The organism is Bradyrhizobium sp. BRP19, from assembly GCF_020194195.1.
GTDB lineage: Bacteria > Pseudomonadota > Alphaproteobacteria > Rhizobiales > Xanthobacteraceae > Bradyrhizobium > Bradyrhizobium yuanmingense.
On sequence record NZ_JADYVZ010000001.1, the window covers coordinates 950,769 to 971,325 of the forward strand.

At 65.0% G+C, this 20,557-nt stretch carries 20 protein-coding genes, 2 tRNA genes and 1 pseudogene; 8 read left to right on the forward strand and 15 right to left on the reverse strand.

Going from position 1 to position 20,557, the window contains the following annotated elements:
* Window positions 1–94 precede the first annotated feature (94 nt).
* Window positions 95–382, reverse strand: a complete 288-nt coding sequence (locus I6F36_RS04640) for an usg protein (RefSeq protein WP_036015394.1) — start codon at window positions 380–382, stop codon at window positions 95–97.
* A 378-nt stretch (window positions 383–760) separates the two neighbouring features.
* Between I6F36_RS04640 and I6F36_RS04645 the strand changes: the two genes are divergently transcribed.
* Both I6F36_RS04645 and groL read left to right on the forward strand, forming a co-directional pair.
* The gene (locus I6F36_RS04645; protein ID WP_025037205.1) at window positions 761–1,075 is read left to right on the forward strand and encodes a co-chaperone GroES; all 315 of its coding nucleotides are present in this window, start codon (window positions 761–763) and stop codon (window positions 1,073–1,075) included.
* A 48-nt stretch (window positions 1,076–1,123) separates the two neighbouring features.
* Complete coding sequence (gene groL / locus I6F36_RS04650) at window positions 1,124–2,764, forward strand: chaperonin GroEL (RefSeq protein ID WP_057029537.1); 1,641 nt, start codon at window positions 1,124–1,126, stop codon at window positions 2,762–2,764.
* A gap of 237 nt (window positions 2,765–3,001) precedes the next feature.
* Here groL and I6F36_RS04655 read toward each other — a convergent pair.
* The 7 genes and pseudogenes from I6F36_RS04655 to I6F36_RS04685 form a co-directional block, all read right to left on the reverse strand.
* Window positions 3,002–3,289 (reverse strand): annotated as a pseudogene (locus I6F36_RS04655) (GIY-YIG nuclease family protein).
* A gap of 69 nt (window positions 3,290–3,358) precedes the next feature.
* Window positions 3,359–4,102, reverse strand: coding sequence for a signal peptidase I (gene lepB, locus I6F36_RS04660; protein WP_225132686.1), 744 nt, complete (start codon window positions 4,100–4,102; stop codon window positions 3,359–3,361).
* Between the two features lie 160 nt (window positions 4,103–4,262).
* Window positions 4,263–5,426, reverse strand: a complete 1,164-nt coding sequence (locus I6F36_RS04665) for a slipin family protein (RefSeq protein WP_225114397.1) — start codon at window positions 5,424–5,426, stop codon at window positions 4,263–4,265.
* Window positions 5,427–5,764: 338 nt separating this feature from the next.
* A tRNA-His gene (locus tag I6F36_RS04670) sits at window positions 5,765–5,830 on the reverse strand.
* A gap of 4 nt (window positions 5,831–5,834) precedes the next feature.
* Window positions 5,835–5,904 (reverse strand) — tRNA-Phe (locus tag I6F36_RS04675).
* 205 nt (window positions 5,905–6,109) lie between these two features.
* Window positions 6,110–6,397: a GIY-YIG nuclease family protein gene (locus tag I6F36_RS04680; RefSeq protein ID WP_036012798.1), complete on the reverse strand. Its 288-nt coding sequence runs from the start codon at window positions 6,395–6,397 to the stop codon at window positions 6,110–6,112.
* Window positions 6,398–6,537: 140 nt separating this feature from the next.
* Window positions 6,538–7,377, reverse strand: a complete 840-nt coding sequence (locus I6F36_RS04685; protein ID WP_225171057.1) for a LysR family transcriptional regulator — start codon at window positions 7,375–7,377, stop codon at window positions 6,538–6,540.
* A gap of 126 nt (window positions 7,378–7,503) precedes the next feature.
* On the opposite strand from I6F36_RS04685, the gene I6F36_RS04690 reads away from it, so the two are divergent.
* Window positions 7,504–8,097 (forward strand): cysteine hydrolase family protein, encoded by a 594-nt coding sequence (locus I6F36_RS04690; protein ID WP_225132688.1) that lies wholly within the window; start codon window positions 7,504–7,506, stop codon window positions 8,095–8,097.
* Window positions 8,098–8,110: 13 nt separating this feature from the next.
* Window positions 8,111–8,740, forward strand: a complete 630-nt coding sequence (locus I6F36_RS04695; RefSeq protein WP_225132689.1) for a glutathione binding-like protein — start codon at window positions 8,111–8,113, stop codon at window positions 8,738–8,740.
* A 7-nt stretch (window positions 8,741–8,747) separates the two neighbouring features.
* On the opposite strand, the gene I6F36_RS04700 is transcribed toward I6F36_RS04695, so the two are convergent.
* Window positions 8,748–9,827 carry a DUF2778 domain-containing protein gene (locus tag I6F36_RS04700; RefSeq protein ID WP_225132690.1) on the reverse strand — a complete coding sequence of 360 codons (1,080 nt, stop codon included), beginning with the start codon at window positions 9,825–9,827 and terminating at the stop codon, window positions 8,748–8,750.
* Between the two features lie 662 nt (window positions 9,828–10,489).
* Between I6F36_RS04700 and I6F36_RS04705 the strand changes: the two genes are divergently transcribed.
* Window positions 10,490–11,014, forward strand: a complete 525-nt coding sequence (locus I6F36_RS04705) for a FecR domain-containing protein (RefSeq protein WP_036043640.1) — start codon at window positions 10,490–10,492, stop codon at window positions 11,012–11,014.
* A 56-nt stretch (window positions 11,015–11,070) separates the two neighbouring features.
* Complete coding sequence (locus I6F36_RS04710; RefSeq protein ID WP_225132691.1) at window positions 11,071–12,960, forward strand: CHASE2 domain-containing protein; 1,890 nt, start codon at window positions 11,071–11,073, stop codon at window positions 12,958–12,960.
* Between the two features lie 63 nt (window positions 12,961–13,023).
* Here the strand turns inward: I6F36_RS04710 and I6F36_RS04715 are convergent, their stop codons facing one another.
* From I6F36_RS04715 to I6F36_RS04730, 4 genes are all read right to left on the reverse strand, one after another.
* Window positions 13,024–14,526 (reverse strand): glycosyltransferase family 39 protein, encoded by a 1,503-nt coding sequence (locus tag I6F36_RS04715; protein ID WP_225132692.1) that lies wholly within the window; start codon window positions 14,524–14,526, stop codon window positions 13,024–13,026.
* A 6-nt stretch (window positions 14,527–14,532) separates the two neighbouring features.
* Window positions 14,533–15,660, reverse strand: a complete 1,128-nt coding sequence (locus tag I6F36_RS04720; protein WP_036012811.1) for a glycosyltransferase family 2 protein — start codon at window positions 15,658–15,660, stop codon at window positions 14,533–14,535.
* A 240-nt stretch (window positions 15,661–15,900) separates the two neighbouring features.
* Window positions 15,901–16,101 carry a hypothetical protein gene (locus I6F36_RS04725; RefSeq protein ID WP_036027765.1) on the reverse strand — a complete coding sequence of 67 codons (201 nt, stop codon included), beginning with the start codon at window positions 16,099–16,101 and terminating at the stop codon, window positions 15,901–15,903.
* Window positions 16,102–16,236: 135 nt separating this feature from the next.
* Window positions 16,237–16,617 (reverse strand): hypothetical protein, encoded by a 381-nt coding sequence (locus I6F36_RS04730; RefSeq protein ID WP_036012816.1) that lies wholly within the window; start codon window positions 16,615–16,617, stop codon window positions 16,237–16,239.
* A 98-nt stretch (window positions 16,618–16,715) separates the two neighbouring features.
* Between I6F36_RS04730 and I6F36_RS04735 the strand changes: the two genes are divergently transcribed.
* The gene (locus tag I6F36_RS04735; RefSeq protein WP_225132693.1) at window positions 16,716–17,552 is read left to right on the forward strand and encodes a DUF72 domain-containing protein; all 837 of its coding nucleotides are present in this window, start codon (window positions 16,716–16,718) and stop codon (window positions 17,550–17,552) included.
* A 7-nt stretch (window positions 17,553–17,559) separates the two neighbouring features.
* Window positions 17,560–18,021 (forward strand): DUF488 family protein, encoded by a 462-nt coding sequence (locus tag I6F36_RS04740; RefSeq protein WP_109143263.1) that lies wholly within the window; start codon window positions 17,560–17,562, stop codon window positions 18,019–18,021.
* A 133-nt stretch (window positions 18,022–18,154) separates the two neighbouring features.
* Here I6F36_RS04740 and I6F36_RS04745 read toward each other — a convergent pair whose 3' ends face one another.
* Together I6F36_RS04745 and I6F36_RS04750 are read right to left on the reverse strand one after the other, a co-directional pair.
* Window positions 18,155–19,069 (reverse strand): PhzF family phenazine biosynthesis protein, encoded by a 915-nt coding sequence (locus I6F36_RS04745; protein ID WP_225132694.1) that lies wholly within the window; start codon window positions 19,067–19,069, stop codon window positions 18,155–18,157.
* A gap of 152 nt (window positions 19,070–19,221) precedes the next feature.
* Window positions 19,222–20,529 carry an adenylate/guanylate cyclase domain-containing protein gene (locus tag I6F36_RS04750; RefSeq protein ID WP_225132695.1) on the reverse strand — a complete coding sequence of 436 codons (1,308 nt, stop codon included), beginning with the start codon at window positions 20,527–20,529 and terminating at the stop codon, window positions 19,222–19,224.
* Between the last annotated feature and the right edge of the window lie 28 nt (window positions 20,530–20,557).

Here is a 20,557-nt window from a genome sequence, read left to right on the forward strand (position 1 = left end):
CACCGTTTCTGTTTCGGCACGCGGAGAGAAACGAGGTGGATTACGCCAGCGGCAGCGCGTCGCGCCGCCGCAGGCTAATCCACCCTACGCGGCCTCAATGCAGGCGGAACACGCCGTCAACGGCGCGGAGCTCGGCCGGCTTGATCAGCTTGGAATGGGCCACCGTCACCGAATGGAGGGGACCGTCGAGCTTCTCCTGCCAGAACGCCAGGAAATCGGTGAGCGCGGGGAATTTCGGAAACATGTCGTAGTTCTGCCAGACATAGGTCTGGAGCAGCGAGGGATGATCCGGCATTCGATAGAGAATTTGTGCCGTCGTCAGCCCGTAGCCCAGCATCTGTTTCCGGAATTCCTCGGAAACGCCCCCAACGCGCAGTCCCATGCCAAACCTCCTTTGCAGGAGCGCATTCGGCGAGTGGCTTGGTCCGTGCCCCGGGGAGCCACCCGGAAACGATGCGCTCACATGAGAGAAATGTGACGCAAACTGACAACTCATCTCAAGCCCAAAAGTTTAACAAGCTGTTGAAATTCAATGCTTTAGCAGCAGAGACGACTCCGTGCTAATACGGTCACGGCTGCCGGGTTAACGATGGCGAGGAGTTTCTGGCAGTCCGCGCTTTCGGCTGCTATTTTTTCTGCTACAAACCCTTGCTCCCGCAAAATTCCTGTCCTATTTCAGGCTCGCTCGTGCTAGCACTCACGGGCAACGATTGCTAACAATCTCAAAACCTCAACCCGAGCAATTGCTTAGGAGGACTGCATGAAATTCCGTCCGCTTCACGACCGCGTCGTGGTCAAGCGCATCGACGCCGAAGAGAAGACCGCTGGCGGCATCATCATTCCCGACACTGCCAAGGAAAAGCCCTCCCAGGGCGAAGTCGTCGCCGTTGGCCCCGGTGGCCGCGACGAAGCTGGCAAGCTGATCCCGATCGACCTGAAGGTCGGCGACCGCGTGCTTTTCGGCAAGTGGTCCGGCACCGAGGTCAAGATCGACGGCCAGGACCTGCTGATCATGAAGGAGAGCGACGTGATGGGCGTTCTCGAAGTCAGCGAGTCCAAGAAGAAGGCGGCTTAAGAGCCCCTCTCCTCCCCTCCAGTCAAACTCACCTAAGGAAAACTCCAGATGGCAGCCAAAGAAGTCAAATTCTCGGTTGAAGCGCGCGACAAGATGCTGCGCGGCGTCGACGTTCTCGCCAATGCGGTGAAGGTCACGCTCGGTCCGAAGGGCCGCAACGTTGTGCTCGACAAGTCGTTCGGCGCTCCCCGCATCACCAAGGACGGCGTCACCGTCGCCAAGGAGATCGAGCTCGACGACAAGTTCGAGAACATGGGCGCGCAGATGGTGCGCGAAGTCGCCTCCAAGTCCGCTGACGCGGCCGGCGACGGCACCACCACCGCCACCGTGCTCGCCCAGGCGATCGTGAAGGAAGGCGCCAAGTCGGTCGCCGCCGGCATGAACCCGATGGACCTCAAGCGCGGCATCGACCTCGCGGTCGAAGCCGTCGTGGCCGACCTCGAGAAGAACTCGAAGAAGGTCACCTCGAACGACGAGATCGCCCAGGTCGGCACCATCTCGGCCAACGGCGATGCCGAAATCGGCAAGTTCCTCGCCGACGCCATGAAGAAGGTCGGCAACGAGGGCGTCATCACCGTCGAGGAAGCCAAGTCGCTCGAGACCGAGCTCGACGTGGTCGAGGGCATGCAGTTCGACCGCGGCTACATCTCGCCCTACTTCGTCACCAACGCCGACAAGATGCGCGTTGAGATGGACGATGCCTACATCCTCATCAACGAGAAGAAGCTCTCCTCGCTGAACGAGCTGCTGCCGCTGCTCGAGGCCGTGGTGCAGACCGGCAAGCCGCTGGTCATCGTCGCCGAGGACGTCGAAGGCGAAGCGCTTGCGACCCTCGTCGTGAACCGCCTGCGCGGCGGCCTCAAGGTCGCGGCCGTCAAGGCTCCGGGCTTCGGCGATCGCCGCAAGGCCATGCTGCAGGACATCGCGATCCTGACCGGCGGCCAGGCGATCTCGGAAGACCTCGGCATCAAGCTCGAGAACGTCACGCTCAACATGCTCGGTCGCGCCAAGAAGGTGATGATCGACAAGGAGAACACCACGATCGTCAACGGCGCCGGCAAGAAGGCCGACATCGAGGCGCGCGTGGCCCAGATCAAGGCGCAGATCGAGGAGACCACCTCGGACTACGACCGTGAGAAGCTCCAGGAGCGTCTTGCCAAGCTCGCGGGCGGCGTCGCGGTGATCCGCGTCGGCGGCGCGACCGAGGTCGAGGTCAAGGAGCGCAAGGATCGCGTTGATGACGCGATGCATGCGACCCGCGCGGCCGTGGAAGAAGGCATCGTTCCGGGCGGCGGCGTCGCCCTGCTCCGTGCCTCCGAGCAGCTCAAGGGTCTGCGCACCAAGAACGACGACCAGAAGACCGGCGTCGAGATCGTGCGCAAGGCGCTGTCGGCCCCCGCTCGCCAGATCGCGATCAACGCCGGTGAAGACGGCTCGGTAATCGTCGGCAAGATCCTGGAGAACAAGGCCTACAATTACGGCTTCGACTCCCAGACCGGCGAATATGCCGACCTCGTCAAGAAGGGCATCATCGACCCGACCAAGGTGGTCCGTACCGCGATCCAGAACGCAGCCTCGGTGGCCGCGCTCCTGATCACCACGGAAGCCATGGTCGCCGAGCTGCCCAAGAAGGGCGGCGCCGGCCCGGCGATGCCTCCGGGCGGCGGCATGGGCGGCATGGACTTCTGATCCAGCCATCTCAGGCAAACGACGAAATGCGAACCCCCGGCAGCGATGCCGGGGTTTTTGTTTTGGGGAGCACGTCATTCCGGGGCGCGCCCCTCTTGGGCGCGAGCCCGGAATCCATAACCACGAAACTCACGGGCGACGGGCATAGCGGGCCCACTCCATCTGGCTGTGATTATGGATTCCGGGCTCGCGCCCAAGGGGGCGCGCCCCGGAATGACAAGGAGTGCAGGATGAACCTTATTTGGTCAGCCCCGGATAGAGATCATCCCAATTTGGGTTCTGCTCCTCGATGAGACGCGTCTTCCAGTCGCGTCACCATTTCTTGAGCTCCTTCTCACGGGTAATGGCCGTCGCGGGATCGTCATAGATTTCGAACAGGACGAGCTTGTCGACGCCGTACTTGCTCGTGAAGCCGGGGACGGTTTTCGTTCTGTGCTGATACACGCGGCGGACAAGGTCGTCGGTCACGCCGATGTAAAGCGTGCCGTGTTTCCTACTCGCGAGGATGTAAACGTAGTGGGCCATTCCCGTCCGCCTGTGATTATGGATTCCGGGCTCGGCGCTGCGCGCCGCCCCGGAATGACGGAGCAAGCCTTACTCCACCTTCCCGAGCCGCTCGAAACGCGGCTCGCCGTCTTCGTCGAGCGACCAGAAGATCCGCGTCACCTTGCCGATGAGATTGTCCATCGGGACGAAGCCGAATGTCGACATGCGGCTGTCGGTGGAATTGTCGCGGTTGTCGCCGAGCACGAAGATGTGGCCCGGCGGCACCGTGAAGACGTCTGTGTTGTCGAGATAGCCGTTGTCGAGGCAGTCGTAGGTCACATAGGACGCGCCGCTCGGCAGCGTCTCGCGCCAGCGCTTGACGGCGGCGCGGTCGTCGACACCGCAGGCGTCGCCGGCAAATGTCGCCTCCAGGGCGACGCGGGTCACCGGGCGGCCGTTGAGGATGAGGCGGCCCTGCCGCATCTGGATGCGGTCTCCGGGCAGGCCGACGACGCGCTTGACGTAGTCGGCAGAACTGTCCTTCGCCGTCCGGAATACCACGATATCCCCGTATTCGGGATCGGCGGCGAGGAGGCGGCCCGAGATCCAGGACGACGCGAATGGGAGGGAATAGCGACCATACCCGTAAGCGTATTTCGCGGCGAAGACGTAGTCGCCGACCATCAGCGCCGGTGTCATCGAACCGGACGGAATGTTGAACGGCTGATACAGGACGAAGCGAAACAGGATCACCGGCGACCACAGCACCGGGATCATGAGGATCAGGACGACGATCGCCTTCCAGTCGCTGGATCGCGCCGCGGGGCGGATCGATTCCTGAAGAACGGTCATGTGCCTTCCCTGATCAAGACGTTGCGACCCCAAGATGACGCAACCTGCGAGCGCGCTCAATCCCCGACGAGCTCAAATTGGTCGCGCCTTGCGCCGATCGCGTTCATCGCAGACGGCGGCAACGCCAATGTGAAGGGCCGCCCGTGGGCGGCCCTTCGGTTCATGCGCTCTCGGGCGCCTTCAGACGCACGAGCCGGGTCAGGAGGGCATCGAGGCCCTGGCCTTCACCGGCATGGAGATCGATGCGGCCGACCTTCTCGACCAGCCGCTCCAGCGACTCCAGCTCCTTGAGCCGAAGCAGCAGGGGGTTCTCCTCCATCAGGCGGGCAGTGTTCAGGAGCGAACGCGTCGCCGCGGTCTCCTCCTGCCGGCGGATCAGGTTCGCCTTCGCGACTCGCTCCGCCTCCACCACCTTGTTCACCAGCTCCCGGATCTCGCCGGGCAGGATCACGTCCTTGACGCCGAGCTCGGTCACCTCCACGCCTGATACCGCGACGCGTGCACGCACATAGTCGCGCAGCTCCGCATCCAGCGCCGCCTTCGCAGACAGCACCTCGTCCAGCGTCCGGCCCGCCACCGCCTCGCGGATCGCGAACTGCACCAGGCGGTACAGCCACGCATCCACGTCGGGCACGGTCGCCACCGTGCGCTCGGGATCGACGATGCGGCGGAACGCCGTCAGCGTCACCCGCAGCGCGATGCGATCCTTGGTCAGCATCTCCTGCGCGGTGATCTCGACCGCCTGGGGCCGCAGGTCGAGGCGCTTCACCTCGATCTTGCGGCCGACGGTCCAGAAGGCGTGCCGGCCGGGCGCGAGCCGCTCCACGAGCCGGCCCTCGACATAGAGCAGGCCCGCTTCGTGGTTCTCGACCACAGTCTCGCTCATGACGGTCGAGCGGCTGCGCTCGATCATGGTGAGGTGCCGCGCGTCGACCCTGACGTCGCTGGACACATCGATGCGCTCGACATCGATGCGCGTTGCGACCTTCCAGTAGACGCGCACCTGCCAAGGCGTCATCAGATGCACGGGCCGGCCGTCGAGGCTGACGATGGCGATCTCGTCCGCCTTGGTCTCGACCGCCTCGAACAGCTCGGCGGCAAGATCAGGCCGCGCGGCCTTCAGCACCGCGTAGCGCTCCGCAGGAAATTCGCTGCGGACCACGTCGAGCACCTCGGCCTTCAGCTCGTGCAGGGGATCGAACAGGCGATGCTTGCCGGGCGCGAGCACGCGCACGAGCTGCCCGTTGCGCGTCAGCAACGCACGCTCGCCATCCTTCACCGTCACGTTCAGCATCAGCAAATGCCAGGTCTTGTTCAAAGTCATGGCACGCCTCCTTCAGTTGCCTCCGGCCGAGCGCGGCCGGATAGCGGGTTACACCTGCAAAGGACGTGAGGACGCGGACGACGCTTCCCGCGAAATCGGCGGGCCGGGGCTTGAGCTTGCATGACGACGGGCGCACGCGCGCGATCGCGCGAGACGTGTCGCGCGGCCGTGCGGAGCCACCCGGCATCAGCGCAAGCGGTATCTACCCGCGGCGCAAAGCCGGTCTCACAGTGTCTAGGTTCGGACGGAAAGCCTTGCGGCAAAACGGCCGGACCGCGACTGAAGCGCGCGTCCGGTCCTCGTCAGAGGTATCAGCGTTTCAGGCTGAAACGGAGCGCTGGAGCGGGATTCGAACCCGCGACAGGATGAGTCACAATCATCGGCTCTACCAAACTGAGCTATCCTTTGTGCAAGAGACCGGAATCGAACCGATGCCTTCGGGTGTTCAACCCGACGCTCTCCATGAGCTACGTCCTGCGTTTCTCCTTCATTCGGCGGAACACGAAACCGGCAAGACCCGGCCCGCGCCAGTCGGGATCTCAGCGAGCCCGAACCCATGGCCTAGCGAAGGACGGCGCTAATAGACCAGGCACGTTCGGGTTGCAAGGGGGGATGAGAAGATTTTTGGTTCGTCATTCCGGGGCGGCGCGGAGCGCCGAGCCCGGAATCCATAACCACAGGCTTTAGTTGGAGATTCCGTTGTAGAGATCATCCCAATTTGGATTCTGTTCGTCGATCAATCGTGTCTTCCAATCGCGCCGCCATTTCTTCAGTTCTTTTTCTCGAGCAATCGCGCTTGCAGGCTCATCGAAAACTTCGAACAGGACCAGCTTATCGACTCCGTATCGCTTGGTGAATCCCGGGACCATTTTGATCTTGTGCTCGTAGACGCGCCGAACGAGGTCGCTCGTTATGCCAATGTAGAGCGTGCCGTATTTTCTACTCGCCAGGATGTAGACGTAGTACGCCATTCCACCGGCCTGTGGCTATGGATTCCGGGCTCGGCGCTTCGCGCCGCCCCGGAATGACGGGCGGATGTTAGGATCAAGCGGAGAACAGATCAACCAAAAGCTGTAGTCGCAGTATTGCGATCGTTGCTCTGCGAAGAGCATCACTCGCGCGCACTGTCCTGGAAGCACGCCCTCACCCACGCGATCGTCACGCGTGTCGCGGGATCGCGCTTGAGGTGATTCTGCACGAGCAGCCAGACGTCGCGGCGCTTCGGCAGCAGGGTGGCGCGCAGGCTGCGGTCGGCGAGCAGGGGTGCGCAGCTGTGCTCGGGCAGCACGCCGATGGCCTGATGCGACTGGATCATGGTGCGGATGATGCGGATATTGTCGGTGACGCAGCGCACGTTCGTCAGCCGCTTCGCACGCAAGAACTGCGCTTCCGGGATCGCGTCGAGCTCGTCCGGATAGACGCACGCAACGGGCTCGCCGCCGCCGCGGTCCGCCGGCTCGAAGAAGTACAGCCTGACGTCGCCGAGCTTGGAGATGGTGAAATCGCCCTTCTCCGGCTTGCGCAGGCGGATGGCGAGATCGGCCTGCCAGCGCGAGAACTTGACGTTGCCGCTCGCGGTGAGGAATTGCAGCGTCAGTCCCGGATGATCGCGCAGGAAGCTGCTCGCATGCGGCGCCAGCAGCTCTTCGGCGACCGCATTGGTCGAGGCGATGCGCAGCCGCCCGACCGGGCCGGCCTGGCCCTCCTTGATGCGGTCGATCGCCGCCGCATGCGCGGCCATCGCACCGACATGCGCGAGCACCGCCTCGCACTGGCGCGTCGGCCGCCGCACGCCGTCCACCGCATCGAACAGCTTCACGCCGAGATCGCGCTGGATGCGCGCAAGCCTGCGGCCGACGGTGGTCTCGTCGATGCGCAGCCGCGCGCTGGCGCCGGCATAGGTGCCCTCGTCCCTGACCGCGGCGATGATGCGCAGATCGTCCCAGTTCATCGGGCGAGCTTAGCAGGCGGCGCCGCTGCCTGCAAATTTGCAGCCATCAGCTGCAATAGTCCTGCATAATAGCAGGCTGCTGCTGCGCTAGTGTCGACGCATCCGAATTCACGAAGGCCTGACGGCATGACCACTCCAAAGACGCTGCTCGAACTCGCCGGCGCCGATCTCGATCCGCCCAAGCTCAACGAGACATGCCTCGTTCTGATCGACATCCAGAACGAATATTGCGCCGGCCCACTCGCCCTTCCCGATGCGCAAGCGGCGATCGCCGCGGCTGCGCGCCTGCTCGCGCGCGCACGGGAGAGCGGAGCTGCGATCTTCCACGTCGCGCACAAGGGTCGCGCCGGCGGCCTGTTCGACCGCGAGGCGGCGCGCGGCGCGATCGTCGAACGCCTGACGCCGCTCGCGACCGAGCCCGTGATCGAGAAGGCACTGCCGAATGCCTTCGCCGGCACCGACCTGCAGGCCCGCCTGGCCGCGACCGGACGCAAGAACATCGTGCTCGCGGGGTTCATGACGCATATGTGCGTGTCTTCGACCGCGCGCGCCGCGCTCGATCTCGGCCTGCGCACGACGATCGCGGCGGATGCCTGCGCCACGCGCGATCTTCCCGATGGGCGCGGCGGCGCCCTGCCGGCGAGAATGATTCACGAGGTCGCTCTGGCCGAATTGTCGGACCGCTTCGCGATCATCGCGCAGAGCGACGTGCTGACCTGAGGAGACCTTCCCGATGCTGCAGCTCTATTTCTTTCCGATGGCCTGCTCGCTCTCGAGCCGCATCGCGCTGCTGGAGGCCGGAATCGAGGCGCAGTATCACCTCGCCCATATCTGGACCAAGCGGCTCGTGGACGACGGCGGCGATTTCCTCCGCGTGTCACCGAAGGGCGCGGTGCCGGTCCTGGTGCTGGAGAACGGCGAGCGGCTGACGGAAAGCGCAGCGGTGCTGCAATACATCGCCGATGTGAAGCCGGAGGCACGCCTTGCGCCGCGGCCCGGCGACATCGATCGTTATCGCCTGCAGGAATGGCTGAGCTTCGTCGGCGCCGAGATCCACAAGGCGTTCCTGTTTCCAACCTTCTGGTACAAGGACGACGGCTCGCTGGCCAAGCCGCGCGCGAGGATCATGCAGACATTGTCGGTGCCGGCAGCGCATCTGGCGGGCCGCGAATTCCTCGTCGGCGACGCCTTCACCGTGGCCGATGCCCATCTCACCTGGACCTTGCTTCTGCTCCGTCCGGCAGGGATCGACATCGCGCAATGGCCACCGCTCGCGGCGTATCTCGAACGCATGCAGGCCCGCCCCGCGGTCCGGCGCGCGATCGCGACCGAGATGGCGCTGCGCAAGACCGTTGCGGCCTGAGCTCGCCTCACTCCACCCGCGCCAGCACCGCGAGCTTGCGGATGCCCTTGTTGCGGTAGGCGTCGAGGAACGCGTAGTAATCCTTGAACGACACGCAGCCGTTGGAATCGCCGCCCGGCCCGAGCATGAAGGTGTGGGCGAGCAGGCCGTCACGGCCGTAGATCGCGCTCTCGCCGCCGATCGGGGTGAGGCGCAGCGCCGGCACGCCGTGGAACAGCGCCTCGCGCGGCTTCAGCGTATAGATGTGCGGCGGCGTCACGCCGCGCATGCGCAGGCGGCGGGAGTCCGGATCGTCGCGGTTGGCGCCAAGGCCGGAATGCGCCTCGAGCCTGGTGCCGTCGGGCAGATACACCATCTTGGCCGTGATGTCGTAGACCGCGGTGTCCCGCTCATAAGGCGGAGCGCCGCCGAACATCGGGTTCTGCTCCTTCGGGGCGATGGACGCAGTGATGCTGGCATCGGCCGAGGCGTAAGCGAGCAGCCCGCTGGACGCTTCGCGCTTGCCCCACAGCTTTTCCACCATCGCCTGGCGCGGAGCGGTGATCGACATCACCGCGGCCTTGGCGCGATCGGCAAAGGATTTTTGCTTGGCTTCGGGCGCCGGCACGATCTCGGCCGGGTCGGCCGAGGCGAGTTGCAGCTGGGCAGCCGGCGCGCGCTTGGTCTTGTCCGCGGCGTTGTCGGCGCCCTTGGCTGCCGGCTTCAGCGCCTCCGCGACCTTCGCGATCACGCCCTGCTTTGGGGCGTCTTTGGCCACCGCAACGACCTGCGCCGGGGGTGCGGCGCTTGTGGCATTCGATGGCACGCCCTGCGTTGCGGCCGCCGCAAAGCGCTCGTTGAACATCTCGCGCGAGATTGGAGCTGCGACCTGGAGGCGGTCGGGCAGCAGCGCGAAGGTTTCCTTGATGGCCTCGCCGGCCTCGCGCAGCGCCACCCTGGGCGCGCGCTTGATCACCGGCTCGTCGTAGCCGCTGCTGCCGACGGTCGGATAGACACTCGCGCCGAAGATGTTGCTGTGGATGGTCCAGCCGGCGCCCACCACGGCGCAGCCGATCGCCGCGGCGCCAAGCCAATTGATCGTGATCATTTTCCGGGAAGATTTCCGCGAATTGGTCTTCGAGAAATTCTTGGACTTCCGTGCCGCGTTACTCTGCGCAGCGATACTCGTACTCATTCGCCTTGCGTCCAGGACGGTGTCACTCAGTCCCCCTTCGAAGTGCCGCTGGTCACGATCCGGGAACAGCATCTCGCAGAGGGTCGGAGCGTCATTAAGGCGACTTTTAGTTAAATGCGGATTAAGTTCGGGCGGATCTGCGGCGACTCGTTAACGCTGTCCCGTTTTGAGAAAAACGCCCGCAGAACTACGGACTTAGTCGGGTCTGTTAACTATAATTCTCGGCCGGTTCAGCACGCTCTGCGGACGTTTGCGCCCACATCCATGACGCACTTGAGAACGTCATTTTCGTGGCCCTCCACTGCCCCCGAACGTAACGCGCCAGCGTTGCGCGAGGCTGGTGGACGACGCGTCGGATTGGCCTCGTCGGCCGCGCGGGAATGTTGCATGCTTATGTCGCGCCGGGCGACCTCACGCGGCACGGCGCCGTGATTGAAAGTTGATCGCCACGGTTCTGGACATCGCGGGTGCGAGAAAATAGCTCCCACTTCGGCACTTTTCAGCAGCCTCCGCTCGTGATACGGTACCGTATCATCCTGCCCTGAGCTGTGCCGAGCACGCAAACGGAGGCTGGCATGAGAGGGATCGCGCGCGCGGGGTTTTTCGCCCTGGCGGGGTCGTTTCTGTTGATCGGATCTGCGACTGCGCAGCCTGCGGCGAATGCGGGCTGCACGGCATCGCCGTCGGCTGCCGGGACGCAGACCTGGCGCTGCGACAACGGCATTACCATCGTTGCGGAAAACGGCGCCAGATTTGAACTTAAGGACGCCAACCGCGACGGACATATAGACTCCGTGGAGTTGAGCAGCAAAGCGCTGCTGATCGAGGTGCCCAAGAAGCCGCGCGGCAATCCCTTCAAGGTGCTGACGCCGCAAGCGATTGCCGCAGTACGCGGCACGAAATGGGCGGTCGATGTCGCCGACACCAAGACTTCCGTGTTCGTCGCAGACGGCCGGGTCGGCGTGAGCCGCAGGGCTCGTGGACGCGGTGTCGTGCTTGGACCCGGGGAAGGCGTCGATGTCGAGCCAACCGGCCCGTTGACCGTCAAGACCTGGGGCCAGCCGCGCGTCGACGCGCTCATGGCCAGACTCGGGCAATGAGCCGGGGCCGGCAAGGCCCGGCCCATGAGATTTGGATTATACGATTGCAAGACCGCATGCGCAGCCGACGCGTTCAGATCCTGGTGGCACTCGTCCTCACCGCGCTGTGGGGCGCGGGCATCTATGCCACGCACGCCCACGGCCATCTGCGCTTCCTGGACCGCCTCGAAGCCACGTTGACGGATTGGCGGACGCAGGCGCGCGGCGTGCGGCGTCCGCCGGATCTCGTCACCATCGTGGCGATCGACGACACCGTGGTGAAGCGCGGCGGCACCTATCCGCTGCCGCGCGCCGATCTTGCCCGCGTGGTCGATACCATCGTGCAGTTCAAGCCGAAGGTCGTGGCGATCGACCTGCTGCTGGTCGACCGCAGCGCCGCGATCGGCGATGCGACGCTGGCCAACACATTGGCCACCGGTCCCATGGTGCTTGCCGCCGCCGCGATCTTCCCCTCCGCGAGCGAAACCGTGGCACCCAGCCGCGAAGGACCGCTGGCCGTGCTGCCGGAGGCCGAGCGCTTCCTGCAGCCATTGCCCGCATTCGCCGATCACGCCGAGGTTGGCATCGTCAATGTCGCGACAGGGCAATCAGGCTCGCCGCTCTCGGTGCCGATGCTGTTTCGGACCCGCGACAAGGTCGAGCTGTCGTTTCCGTTGCGCGTCGCGGCCCGCGCGCTCGACCAGCCGCTGACCGTCGCGCCGGGCCATCTCATGCTCGGCGATCGCGTGGTGCCGACCGACAGCAATCTGGCATTGCCGATCACCTATTACGGCCCGCGCCGCACCATCCGTACCGTCAGCGCACAGAGCATCTTCGACGGCACGCTCGATCGCGCGGCCATCGAGAACCGGATCGTCGTGATCGGCGCCTCCGTCGCCGGCGGCGGCGACTTCTATCCGACGCCGTTCGATTCCCTGATGCCCGGCGTCGAGGTGGTCTCGACCGCAATCACGCATCTCGTCGCCGGCGACGCCATCCTGCGTGACCACCGGGTCCGCATTGCCGACGCGCTCACGGCGATCCTGCTGCCGGTGCTGCTGGTCGGCCTGCTCGCCTGGCGGCGCATCGCGCTCGGCACCATGGCGGCGGCCGCGGTGATGATCGCCTGGGCCGGGCTCAACCTGTTCGCGTTCACGCACGGCGTCTGGCTGAACGCCGCGACCACGCTCGCCGCCGCCGTGCCGCCGGTTGCGGTCTTTGCCGGCGTGCAGCTGTGGGCCGGAGGCCGCCGCACGCAATATTTCGCCGCTAAGAGCAGGTCGCTTGCGCAATTCCAGGCTCCGGCGCTGCGGGATTGGCTCTCGCGAGATCCGAACTTCCTGTCGAAGCCGGTGCGGCAGGATGCAGCCGTGGTGTTCGTCGATCTCTCCGGTTTCACCGGTTTGAGCGAGCGGATCGATCCGGACGAGCTCACGGATATTCTGAAGGCGTTTCATGCGCTGATCGACCGGATCGCGATCGATTGCGGCGGCATGATCACGGGCTTTCTCGGCGACGGCGCCATGATCCTGTTCGGGCTGCCGCGCGCGATGCCCGACGATTCGGCGCGCGCGCTGAAATGTGCGGTCGATCTGCATCGCGGCCTCGCACGCTGGATCGCCTCGCTGCCGCCGGCGATCGCAGGTCAGCTTGGCTACAAGATCGGCGCACATTGCGGCCCGATCGTCGCCTCGCGACTCGGCGAAAGCCATCAGCACATCACGGCGACGGGCGACACCGTCAACGTCGCAAGCCGGCTGATGGAGATTGCCGCCCAGAACGATGCGCGCCTTGCGCTGAGCGACACGCTGCTGGATGCGGCCGACTTCCAGGGCGCGCCCGACGGCGTTCTGTCCGGCCCCCTGCTCGCCCGGGTCCGCGGCCGTTCCGGCGTCGTGACTGTCTGGTTCTGGCGCGATCGCGATGGGCCGGGACAGGATGCTGACAAGGCCGAGATGATCGATTAAGCCGCTAGAGATGATCCGGAAAACCTAAAGCGCGACGATGATTCATCCTAATCGCATCGCGCTTTAGCGCGCTTCCGGCGGCGGCGAACGGTCCAGCACCTCGCCCTTGGCGACTTCCAGCAGGTCGATGCCGTAGGTCTCGATCACGAGCGGCCCGCGCTTGCGCTGCAATTGCGCCACCTGCGTCACCTTTGCAAAGAGAGCATTGAGGGCAGGATGACCGTCGGCGCGCAGCTCGTCGACATAGAGCAGCTTGCCGGCGAGCAGCTTGGGATCGGGCTCGGCCATGTTGATCCAGCGGATGCGCTGGCTTTGCTGCGCGACGCAGGTGCCGCGCGGCAGATAGAATGCGAGCCAGCTCGTCGTGCCGTAATCCTGCGCCAGCACGCAGGTGGCGCCACTGCGCACGCGCACCGCTTCGATTCCGGCCGCCAGCTCGCGCCAGCCGACACCGACACTGCGCACGGTGGCATCGCGGCGATATCCGGACAACCAGCCGGTATTGGCCTGCACGATCAAGGCTGCAAACATGACGATGCCCACAGGCGCGGCCCAGCGCAGGCAAACGTCGACGAGGCGCCGCTGACGCGGCTTCCATTGCGCAAGATTGGCCGCGGCGGCCGCGGCTATGACGAACGGCGGATACACCGGCGCGAACCAGTTGGCCTCGACGCGCGCATGCAGCGAATGCCAGACGAAATAGACGACGATGGTCCAGAACATCGTCTCGATCAGCACGCGCGAGGGCAGCGCGCCGACGCGCTGCCAGGTCAGCGCATGCAGGCCCATGGCGCCGAGGATGAAGACCAGCGGGGTTGCGAACGCGATCTGGGTCGGGATCAGTTCGGCGATGAAGACCGGGCGGAAGTCCTCGATCTTGGCACGCCCGAGCTGCTTTGCGAACGAGAGCCATTGATGGTCGGCGTTCCAGAGGATCACCGGCGAGAACAGTGCCAGCGCCACGAGGCCGCCGAGATAGGGCCACGGCGAGAGGAACCAGCGCCGCAGCTTCGGCACGCAAGCGAGCCAGATCAGGATCGCGGCGCCAAAGAACATCGCGGTGTATTTCGACAATAGCGCCGCGCCGACGGCGGCGCCGACTGCGAGCCACCAGGCGCCGCGTCCGGTCTCCAGCACCTTGGCGAGAAAGAACAGCACGAAGCTGGAGGCGACCAGCAGCGGCGCATCGGGCGTGACGATCAGCGTGCCGACGGAAGCCAGCAGCGTCACGTTGAGCAGGATGGCGCTGGTCGCGGCCACACGCACCCCGCCGAACAGAATTGCGGCGGAGCGATAGACCGCATAGCTCATCGGCAGCGCGAGCAGGATCGAGACGAGGCGGACGCCGAGCTCGGTATCGCCCGCGATCATGGTGCCGGCGCGGATCACATAGGCGACCATGGGCGGGTGGTCGTAATAGCCCCCGGCGAGGCTCTTCGACCACATCCAGTAATAGGCTTCGTCGAACGTGATCGGCGTGAAGGCGGCTGCGACGAGCCGCAATCCCACCAGCGCGACAATCAGCAGCGCGGTGTTGCGGACGATCCGCGCGTCGGCCCCGCCCATCACGCGCTATTTCTTGCGCCAGACGAACAGTCCGGACATCGCGTAGTTCCACACCACGCCCATCAACGCGCCGGCCAGGCCGGCCAGCCACCAGATCGGCTCCTGGTCGTAGACCGAGAAGGCGACGCCGACATTGGCGAGCAGGCCGACGCTGCACACGATGTAGAAGGCGATCAGGCCGCGCAGCAGCGCAAAGCCCTTCAGCCGCTGGTCGCGATAGGTGAGAAAGTTGTTGAGGACGAAATTGCTGGTCATGGCGACGATGGCGCCCGCGGCCTGCGCCTCCGGGAACGGCGCGTTGAACAGGCGAAGCGCGATGAACAGCGTGGTCAGGTGCACGACGAGGCCGATGCCGCCGACCATCGCGAACAGGATGAAGCGCAGCGAGACGATGTCGTTGGTCAGCTTGGCGAAGACGAGGCCGAGGAAGTCGAGCGCGACCATGGAATCGAGCTTGCTCTCGCCGTGCTGGCGGGCGCCGAAGGTGTAGGGAATCTCGACCGCCCGCAAGCTGCCATGCGCGGTCGCGACGATGTCGAGCAGGATCTTGAAGCCGTGCACGGAGAGTTTTGGCGCGAGCTGCTCGAAGCGGTCGCGGCGGATCATGAAGAAGCCGCTCATGGGGTCGGCAATCTCGACCCGCAGCATCTTCTTGGCGACCTCGGTCGCGAGCGCGCTGGCGCCGGCGCGCTGCCTGTTGAAGCCTTCGCTCTTGTAGCCCTCGATGTAGCGGCTGCCGACGACGAGGTCGGCCTGATCGCTCGCGAGCAAGAGCAGCATCTTGGGCAACTGCGTCTCGTCGTGCTGGAGGTCGGCATCGATCACGGCCACATAGGGCGCGCTGGAGGCAAGGATGCCCTCGATGCAGGCGCCCGACAGGCCGCGGCGGCCGATGCGGCGGACGCAGCGCACCCGGCTGTCGCGCTGCGCCAACTCGCGCACGACATCCCAGGTGCCGTCGGGCGAATTGTCGTCGACGAACACGACTTCCCAGACGACGTTGGCGAGCGTCGCCTCGAGGCGCCGGTACAGCACGGTGACGTTGTCGCGCTCGTTGAAAGTTGGGACGATAACCGACAGTTCCGGCCCCTCGTGGGCTTGGTTGTCGATGCCCGGTCTGATCGCTTCGTTCATGACGGCAGCGTATATCCGCCGCATCCTGCGCTGCCAAGCCGGGGGTCTGGGGAAGGGCCGAAAAGGGGCCTAAAATGCCAACGACCCCGGAACGGCGGCCGCGCGTACATCCGGCGCAAGCCTTAAGCAATTCCAAGGTCGTTCCAGCGACGGAGGTCTTTACGCTCAACGTCGCCGTTAGAAGCTAGATGGGAATGGCAAAAGCGTTCCGCAAGGGGGCGGAAATCCGATTTTCAAACCCTATTGGTTGGGCACTTCCCGGATGACCGGCCCGCGCGGCGCGGGCGCGACCGGGGCTGCGGGTGCCGCCGCCGCCGGCTCGGCCTTCGCCGGCTTGGGCGGCTTGCCGTACTGGCCGATCGGCCCGAACACGACGGCAACCGCAAGGACGACCGCCGCGACGATCGCCCCCAGAATGCCACCCACCGACTCAGACGACATGCAAGTTCCTGCTCCAGACGGGCTCAGTGATACCATGGATGAGCGCGCGACTGGAAGGCCCAGGGCGAATCGCGAATGGCGAGTGGCGAATGAGCATGGCATGCCTTGTCGCCCTATTCGCGATTCGCCACTCCCCTACTTCTGGGGCGGCCGGTGCTTGACGAAGGCCATCACGATGTCCTTCTGCGCCGCCTCCACCGCTCTGTTCGCGGTGGCGAGATGAGCGCCGGCATCGATATCAGGATATTGCGTGGTGAGATAATCGAGCAGCGTGACCCGGTAATATTGCCGCTCCGACGGACAGGCTCCGGCAACCGAGCGGCCGAAATCCTGCTCCGACAGGCCCTGATTGGACTCGCGCGAATATTCCCGCGCGAGGCAATGCCAATAGTCGTCGCGGCCCTGCTGAGCGAGCTTCTGCGCGCCCTTCGTGTCGTCGTCATCCGCCACGGCAGAACTTGTCATGGCAGCAGATGTCATCATGACGAGCGCGCCCCCCACCAGCAGCATCCGCATCTTGTTCTCCTTCTTCGCGGGCCCGTCGCGAGCTTAGACCGGACCGGCCAACTGGCCAATCACATCTGGTTTGATTAGGATGAGATCCCTCCCCGTCGATGCGAGATCCTCCCGTGGCCAAAGTAAAAACTGCGTCCAAAAAATCCGGCAACATCTTCATCGGTATCGGCGGCTGGACCTTCGAGCCCTGGCGCGGCGTGTTCTATCCGGAGAAGCTCGCGCAGGCGAAGGAGCTGTCCTATGCCGCCTCGAAGCTGACCTCGATCGAGATCAACGGCACCTATTACGGCTCGCAGAAGCCGGAGAGCTTTCGCAAATGGGCGAGCGAGGTGCCTGACGGTTTCGTGTTCTCCGTGAAGGGACCGCGCTTTGCGACCAACCGCCGCGTGCTCGCCGAGGCCGGTGATTCCATCAAGCGGTTCTACGATTCCGGCGTGCTGGAACTCGGCGATCATCTCGGGCCGGTGCTGTGGCAGTTTGCGCCGACGAAGAAGTTCGATGGCGCCGATTTCGGCAAGTTCCTGGAGCTGTTGCCGCGCAAGCTCGAGGGGCGCGCGCTGCGCCATGTCGTGGAAGTGCGCCATGACAGCTTCTGCACGCCGGACTTCGTGGCGCTGATCCGCGAGTTCGAGACGCCCGTGGTTTTCGCCGAGCACGGCAAATATCCCGCCATCGCAGATGTCGCCGGCGATTTCATCTACGCGCGGCTGCAGAAGGGCAATGACGAGATCAAGACCTGCTATCCGCCAAAGCAGCTCGACGCCTGGGCCGAGCGCTTCCAGGACTGGGCTTCGGGCGGTGAACCCGACGATCTCCCGAAGGTTGACAAGGCCAAGCCGAAGAAGGAGCCGCGCGACGTGTTCGCTTACGTCATCCACGAGGGCAAGGTGCGCGCACCGCACGGCGCCATGGAACTGATCGCACGGGTGAGTTGAGGGTCCCATGGCAAAGGCGAAGAAGCTCTTCACCATCGGCTATGAGCAGACACCGCCGAAGGCCGTGCTGGACGAGCTGGAACAGGCCGGCGTCAAGCTCGTGGTCGACGTGCGCGCGGTGACCTCGTCGCGCCGGCCAGGCTTTTCCAAGAAGCAGCTTTCGGCGGGCCTCGACGAGCGCGGCATCGGCTATGTCCATCTCGCCGCGCTCGGCACGCCGAAGGAAGGCCGCCTCGCCGCCCGCAGCGGTCAATACGACGTGCTGGAGAAGATCTTCTCCAAGCACCTGAAGACGCCGCAGGCGAGGGAAGAGATGGACGAGCTTTCTGCGCTGGTGAAAAAGGCCGGCCCGGTGTGCCTGCTCTGCTACGAGCGCGACCACACCCACTGCCACCGCCAGATGATCGCGGAGATCATCGAGGAGCGCGATGGGGTTGCGGTGAAGAATTTGGCGGGGCGGCAGGTGTAGTTGTCGCCGTCATTCCGGGGCGCGCGCAGCGCGAGCTAGGGTGCGCAATTGCGCACCTGAGAATCCATTCCTCCACCAACACTGCGGCTAGATGGATTCCGGGTTCGCGCTACGCGCGCCCCGGAATGAGAAGTTACCCCTCCCCCGCCAGCTGGAACGTCCCCTCCATCATCTGCACGCAAGCGCCGCCGACGTGAGCGGATACAATTTTGCCGTCCTGCTTGCGTACGCGGGTCGAGAGGATGCTTGGACGACCCATGTCAAAACCCTGGCCGAGTGTGAGCTTGAGCTCACCATCGCGCGCGGGATCGAGATCGGCGAACAGCGCGGCGGCGGCAACCGTGGCGCTGCCGGTGGCGGGATCCTCGACGAGGCCGCTGGCACCGCGCATGAACATGCGCGCCTGTCGCTCGCAAGGCGCCTCCGCCGCCGGCACATCGCGCGTATAGAACCACACCGCGCGGGCACCATCGCGCGGCAAGACCTTGCCAAAGGCCGCAGCATCGGGCCGGGCCCGCTTCAGCGCCTCGCGCGAATGCAGCTCCATCACCAGAAACGCGTTTCCGACGGTGACAATCTGCGGCTCGTGATTGTCGGTCTTGATGTCGTCGGCAACGAGCGAGATGCAGCTCGCGGCTTCCGCTGTTGACAGCGTTGAGAGCCGCTGCAGCGGCTGCGGCGCGGTGAGCTCGGTTCTGATCACCCTGCCCTGCTCTCGCACGATCTCGACCGGGACCAACCCGGCCTTCTCCTCGAACAGCAGGCGTGGCTTCGGCTCCTTCGCCATCGAGGCCAGCACGAAGGCGGTGCCGACATTGGGATGGCCCGCAAAGGCGATCTCCTGCACCGGCGTGAAGATGCGCACCTCGGCGTCGTTGGCCCTGTCGCGCGGCGGCAGCACGAAAGTGGTCTCGGAATAATTGAACTCGGTCGCGATCGCCTGCATCTGCTGCGTCGTCAGCCCGCCGGCATCGAGCACCACCGCGAGCTGGTTGCCGCCGAAGGCGCGGTCGGTGAACACGTCGACGGTGATGTAGCGGCGCTGCATCGTCACTTCCTCATGCAAGTCGCGGCCGCGACCGGCCGCATCGCGCAGCACTCTACAAGCCGAAAACATCGCTCGTCATGCCCCAAAATTGAGTGCAATCGGAGCAATCGCTTGGATGAAAGTGAACTGCGCGCGCCGATGTGTGATGCACATTACCCCAGCTGAAACACCGGTACTTTCTGCTCGTAGCCGCGCACTTCGACCTCGCCGAGCGCGACGGCATCGCTGCCGTCGGCTCCCAGCGCCTCGCGCACGGACGCCGAGATCAAGAGCTGCGAGCCGAAATCCTTGTTCAGCGCCTCGAGTCGCGAGGCGAAGTTCACGGTGTCGCCGATGACCGTGTATTCCTTGCGCCGGGGCGAGCCGATATTGCCGGCGACGACCTCGCCGAAATGGATGCCAATGCCGATCCGCAGCGGCCAGCTGCTCTCTGCGTTGATGCGGTCCATTGCCCGGAGCATCTCGCGGCCGGCGGCGACCGCGCGGTGCGCGGCGTCGGATGCTTCCAGCGGCGCGCCGAACAGCGCGAGGAAACCGTCACCGAGAAACTTGTTCACGATGCCGCCCTGGCGGTCGAGAATGTCGACCAGGACGGCGAAGGCGCCGTCGAGCCGGTCGACCACCTCCTGCGGACTGCGCGACTGCGCACCGGCCGTGAAGCCGCGGAAATCGACGAACATCACCGCGACGCGGCGGACGTCGCCGCTAGCGCCCGTTCCCGCCGTCATCAGCCGCTCCACCACCTGCGGCGAGACGTGCTGGCCGAACAGATTGGTGACCCGGTCACGCGCGGTGGCGGCCGCGATGCTCGCGGCGAACTGCCGGCGCAATTGCGCGCCGACGGCGCCGGCGAGCACGCCGCAGATCAGGATGATGGCGCTGCGCACCGCGTGAAAATAGAGCTGGGGCTCGCCGACGCTGCTCGAGGGATCGTAGACCCGTGCGACCACGAACAGCTCGGCAGCAGCGACGAAGCCGGTGAAGGTCGAGAGCCAGAAATCGAGCCGCAGCGTCGAGAGGATGACGAAAATGAAATACATCAGCGGCACGGCGAAGCCGAGGGCCTGGGTCGCGCCCATGGACCGGATCTGCAGGATGAGGATCACGGTTGGCAGCGACGTCTCGATCAGCGTGCCGATATAGCGCCTGGCCACCGGCACGTCGCGGTCGAGGCGGAGGTTCTTCCTGATCTGGGTGTGGACCCAGGCCTCGAACAAAATGAACCCGACGAGCAGGCCGTAGACTTCGGCGAGCCCTTCGGTGCCGCGCCAGACCCGGTTCACCACGGCGGGGTCGATCAGATAGATTGCGGTGAGGAACAGCGTCATGACGCAGCCGGTCGCAATCAGCGCCCGGACCCGCAACAGCTCGGTGCGCAGCACCTCCCGCGTCAGCTCGCGCTCGAAGTCCTCCGACAAGACGGCATGCTGCCGCGCTTTCCTGCTCGCAAACTTGGCCATCCCGCCCCTCGATTCCGGGGTATTGTGC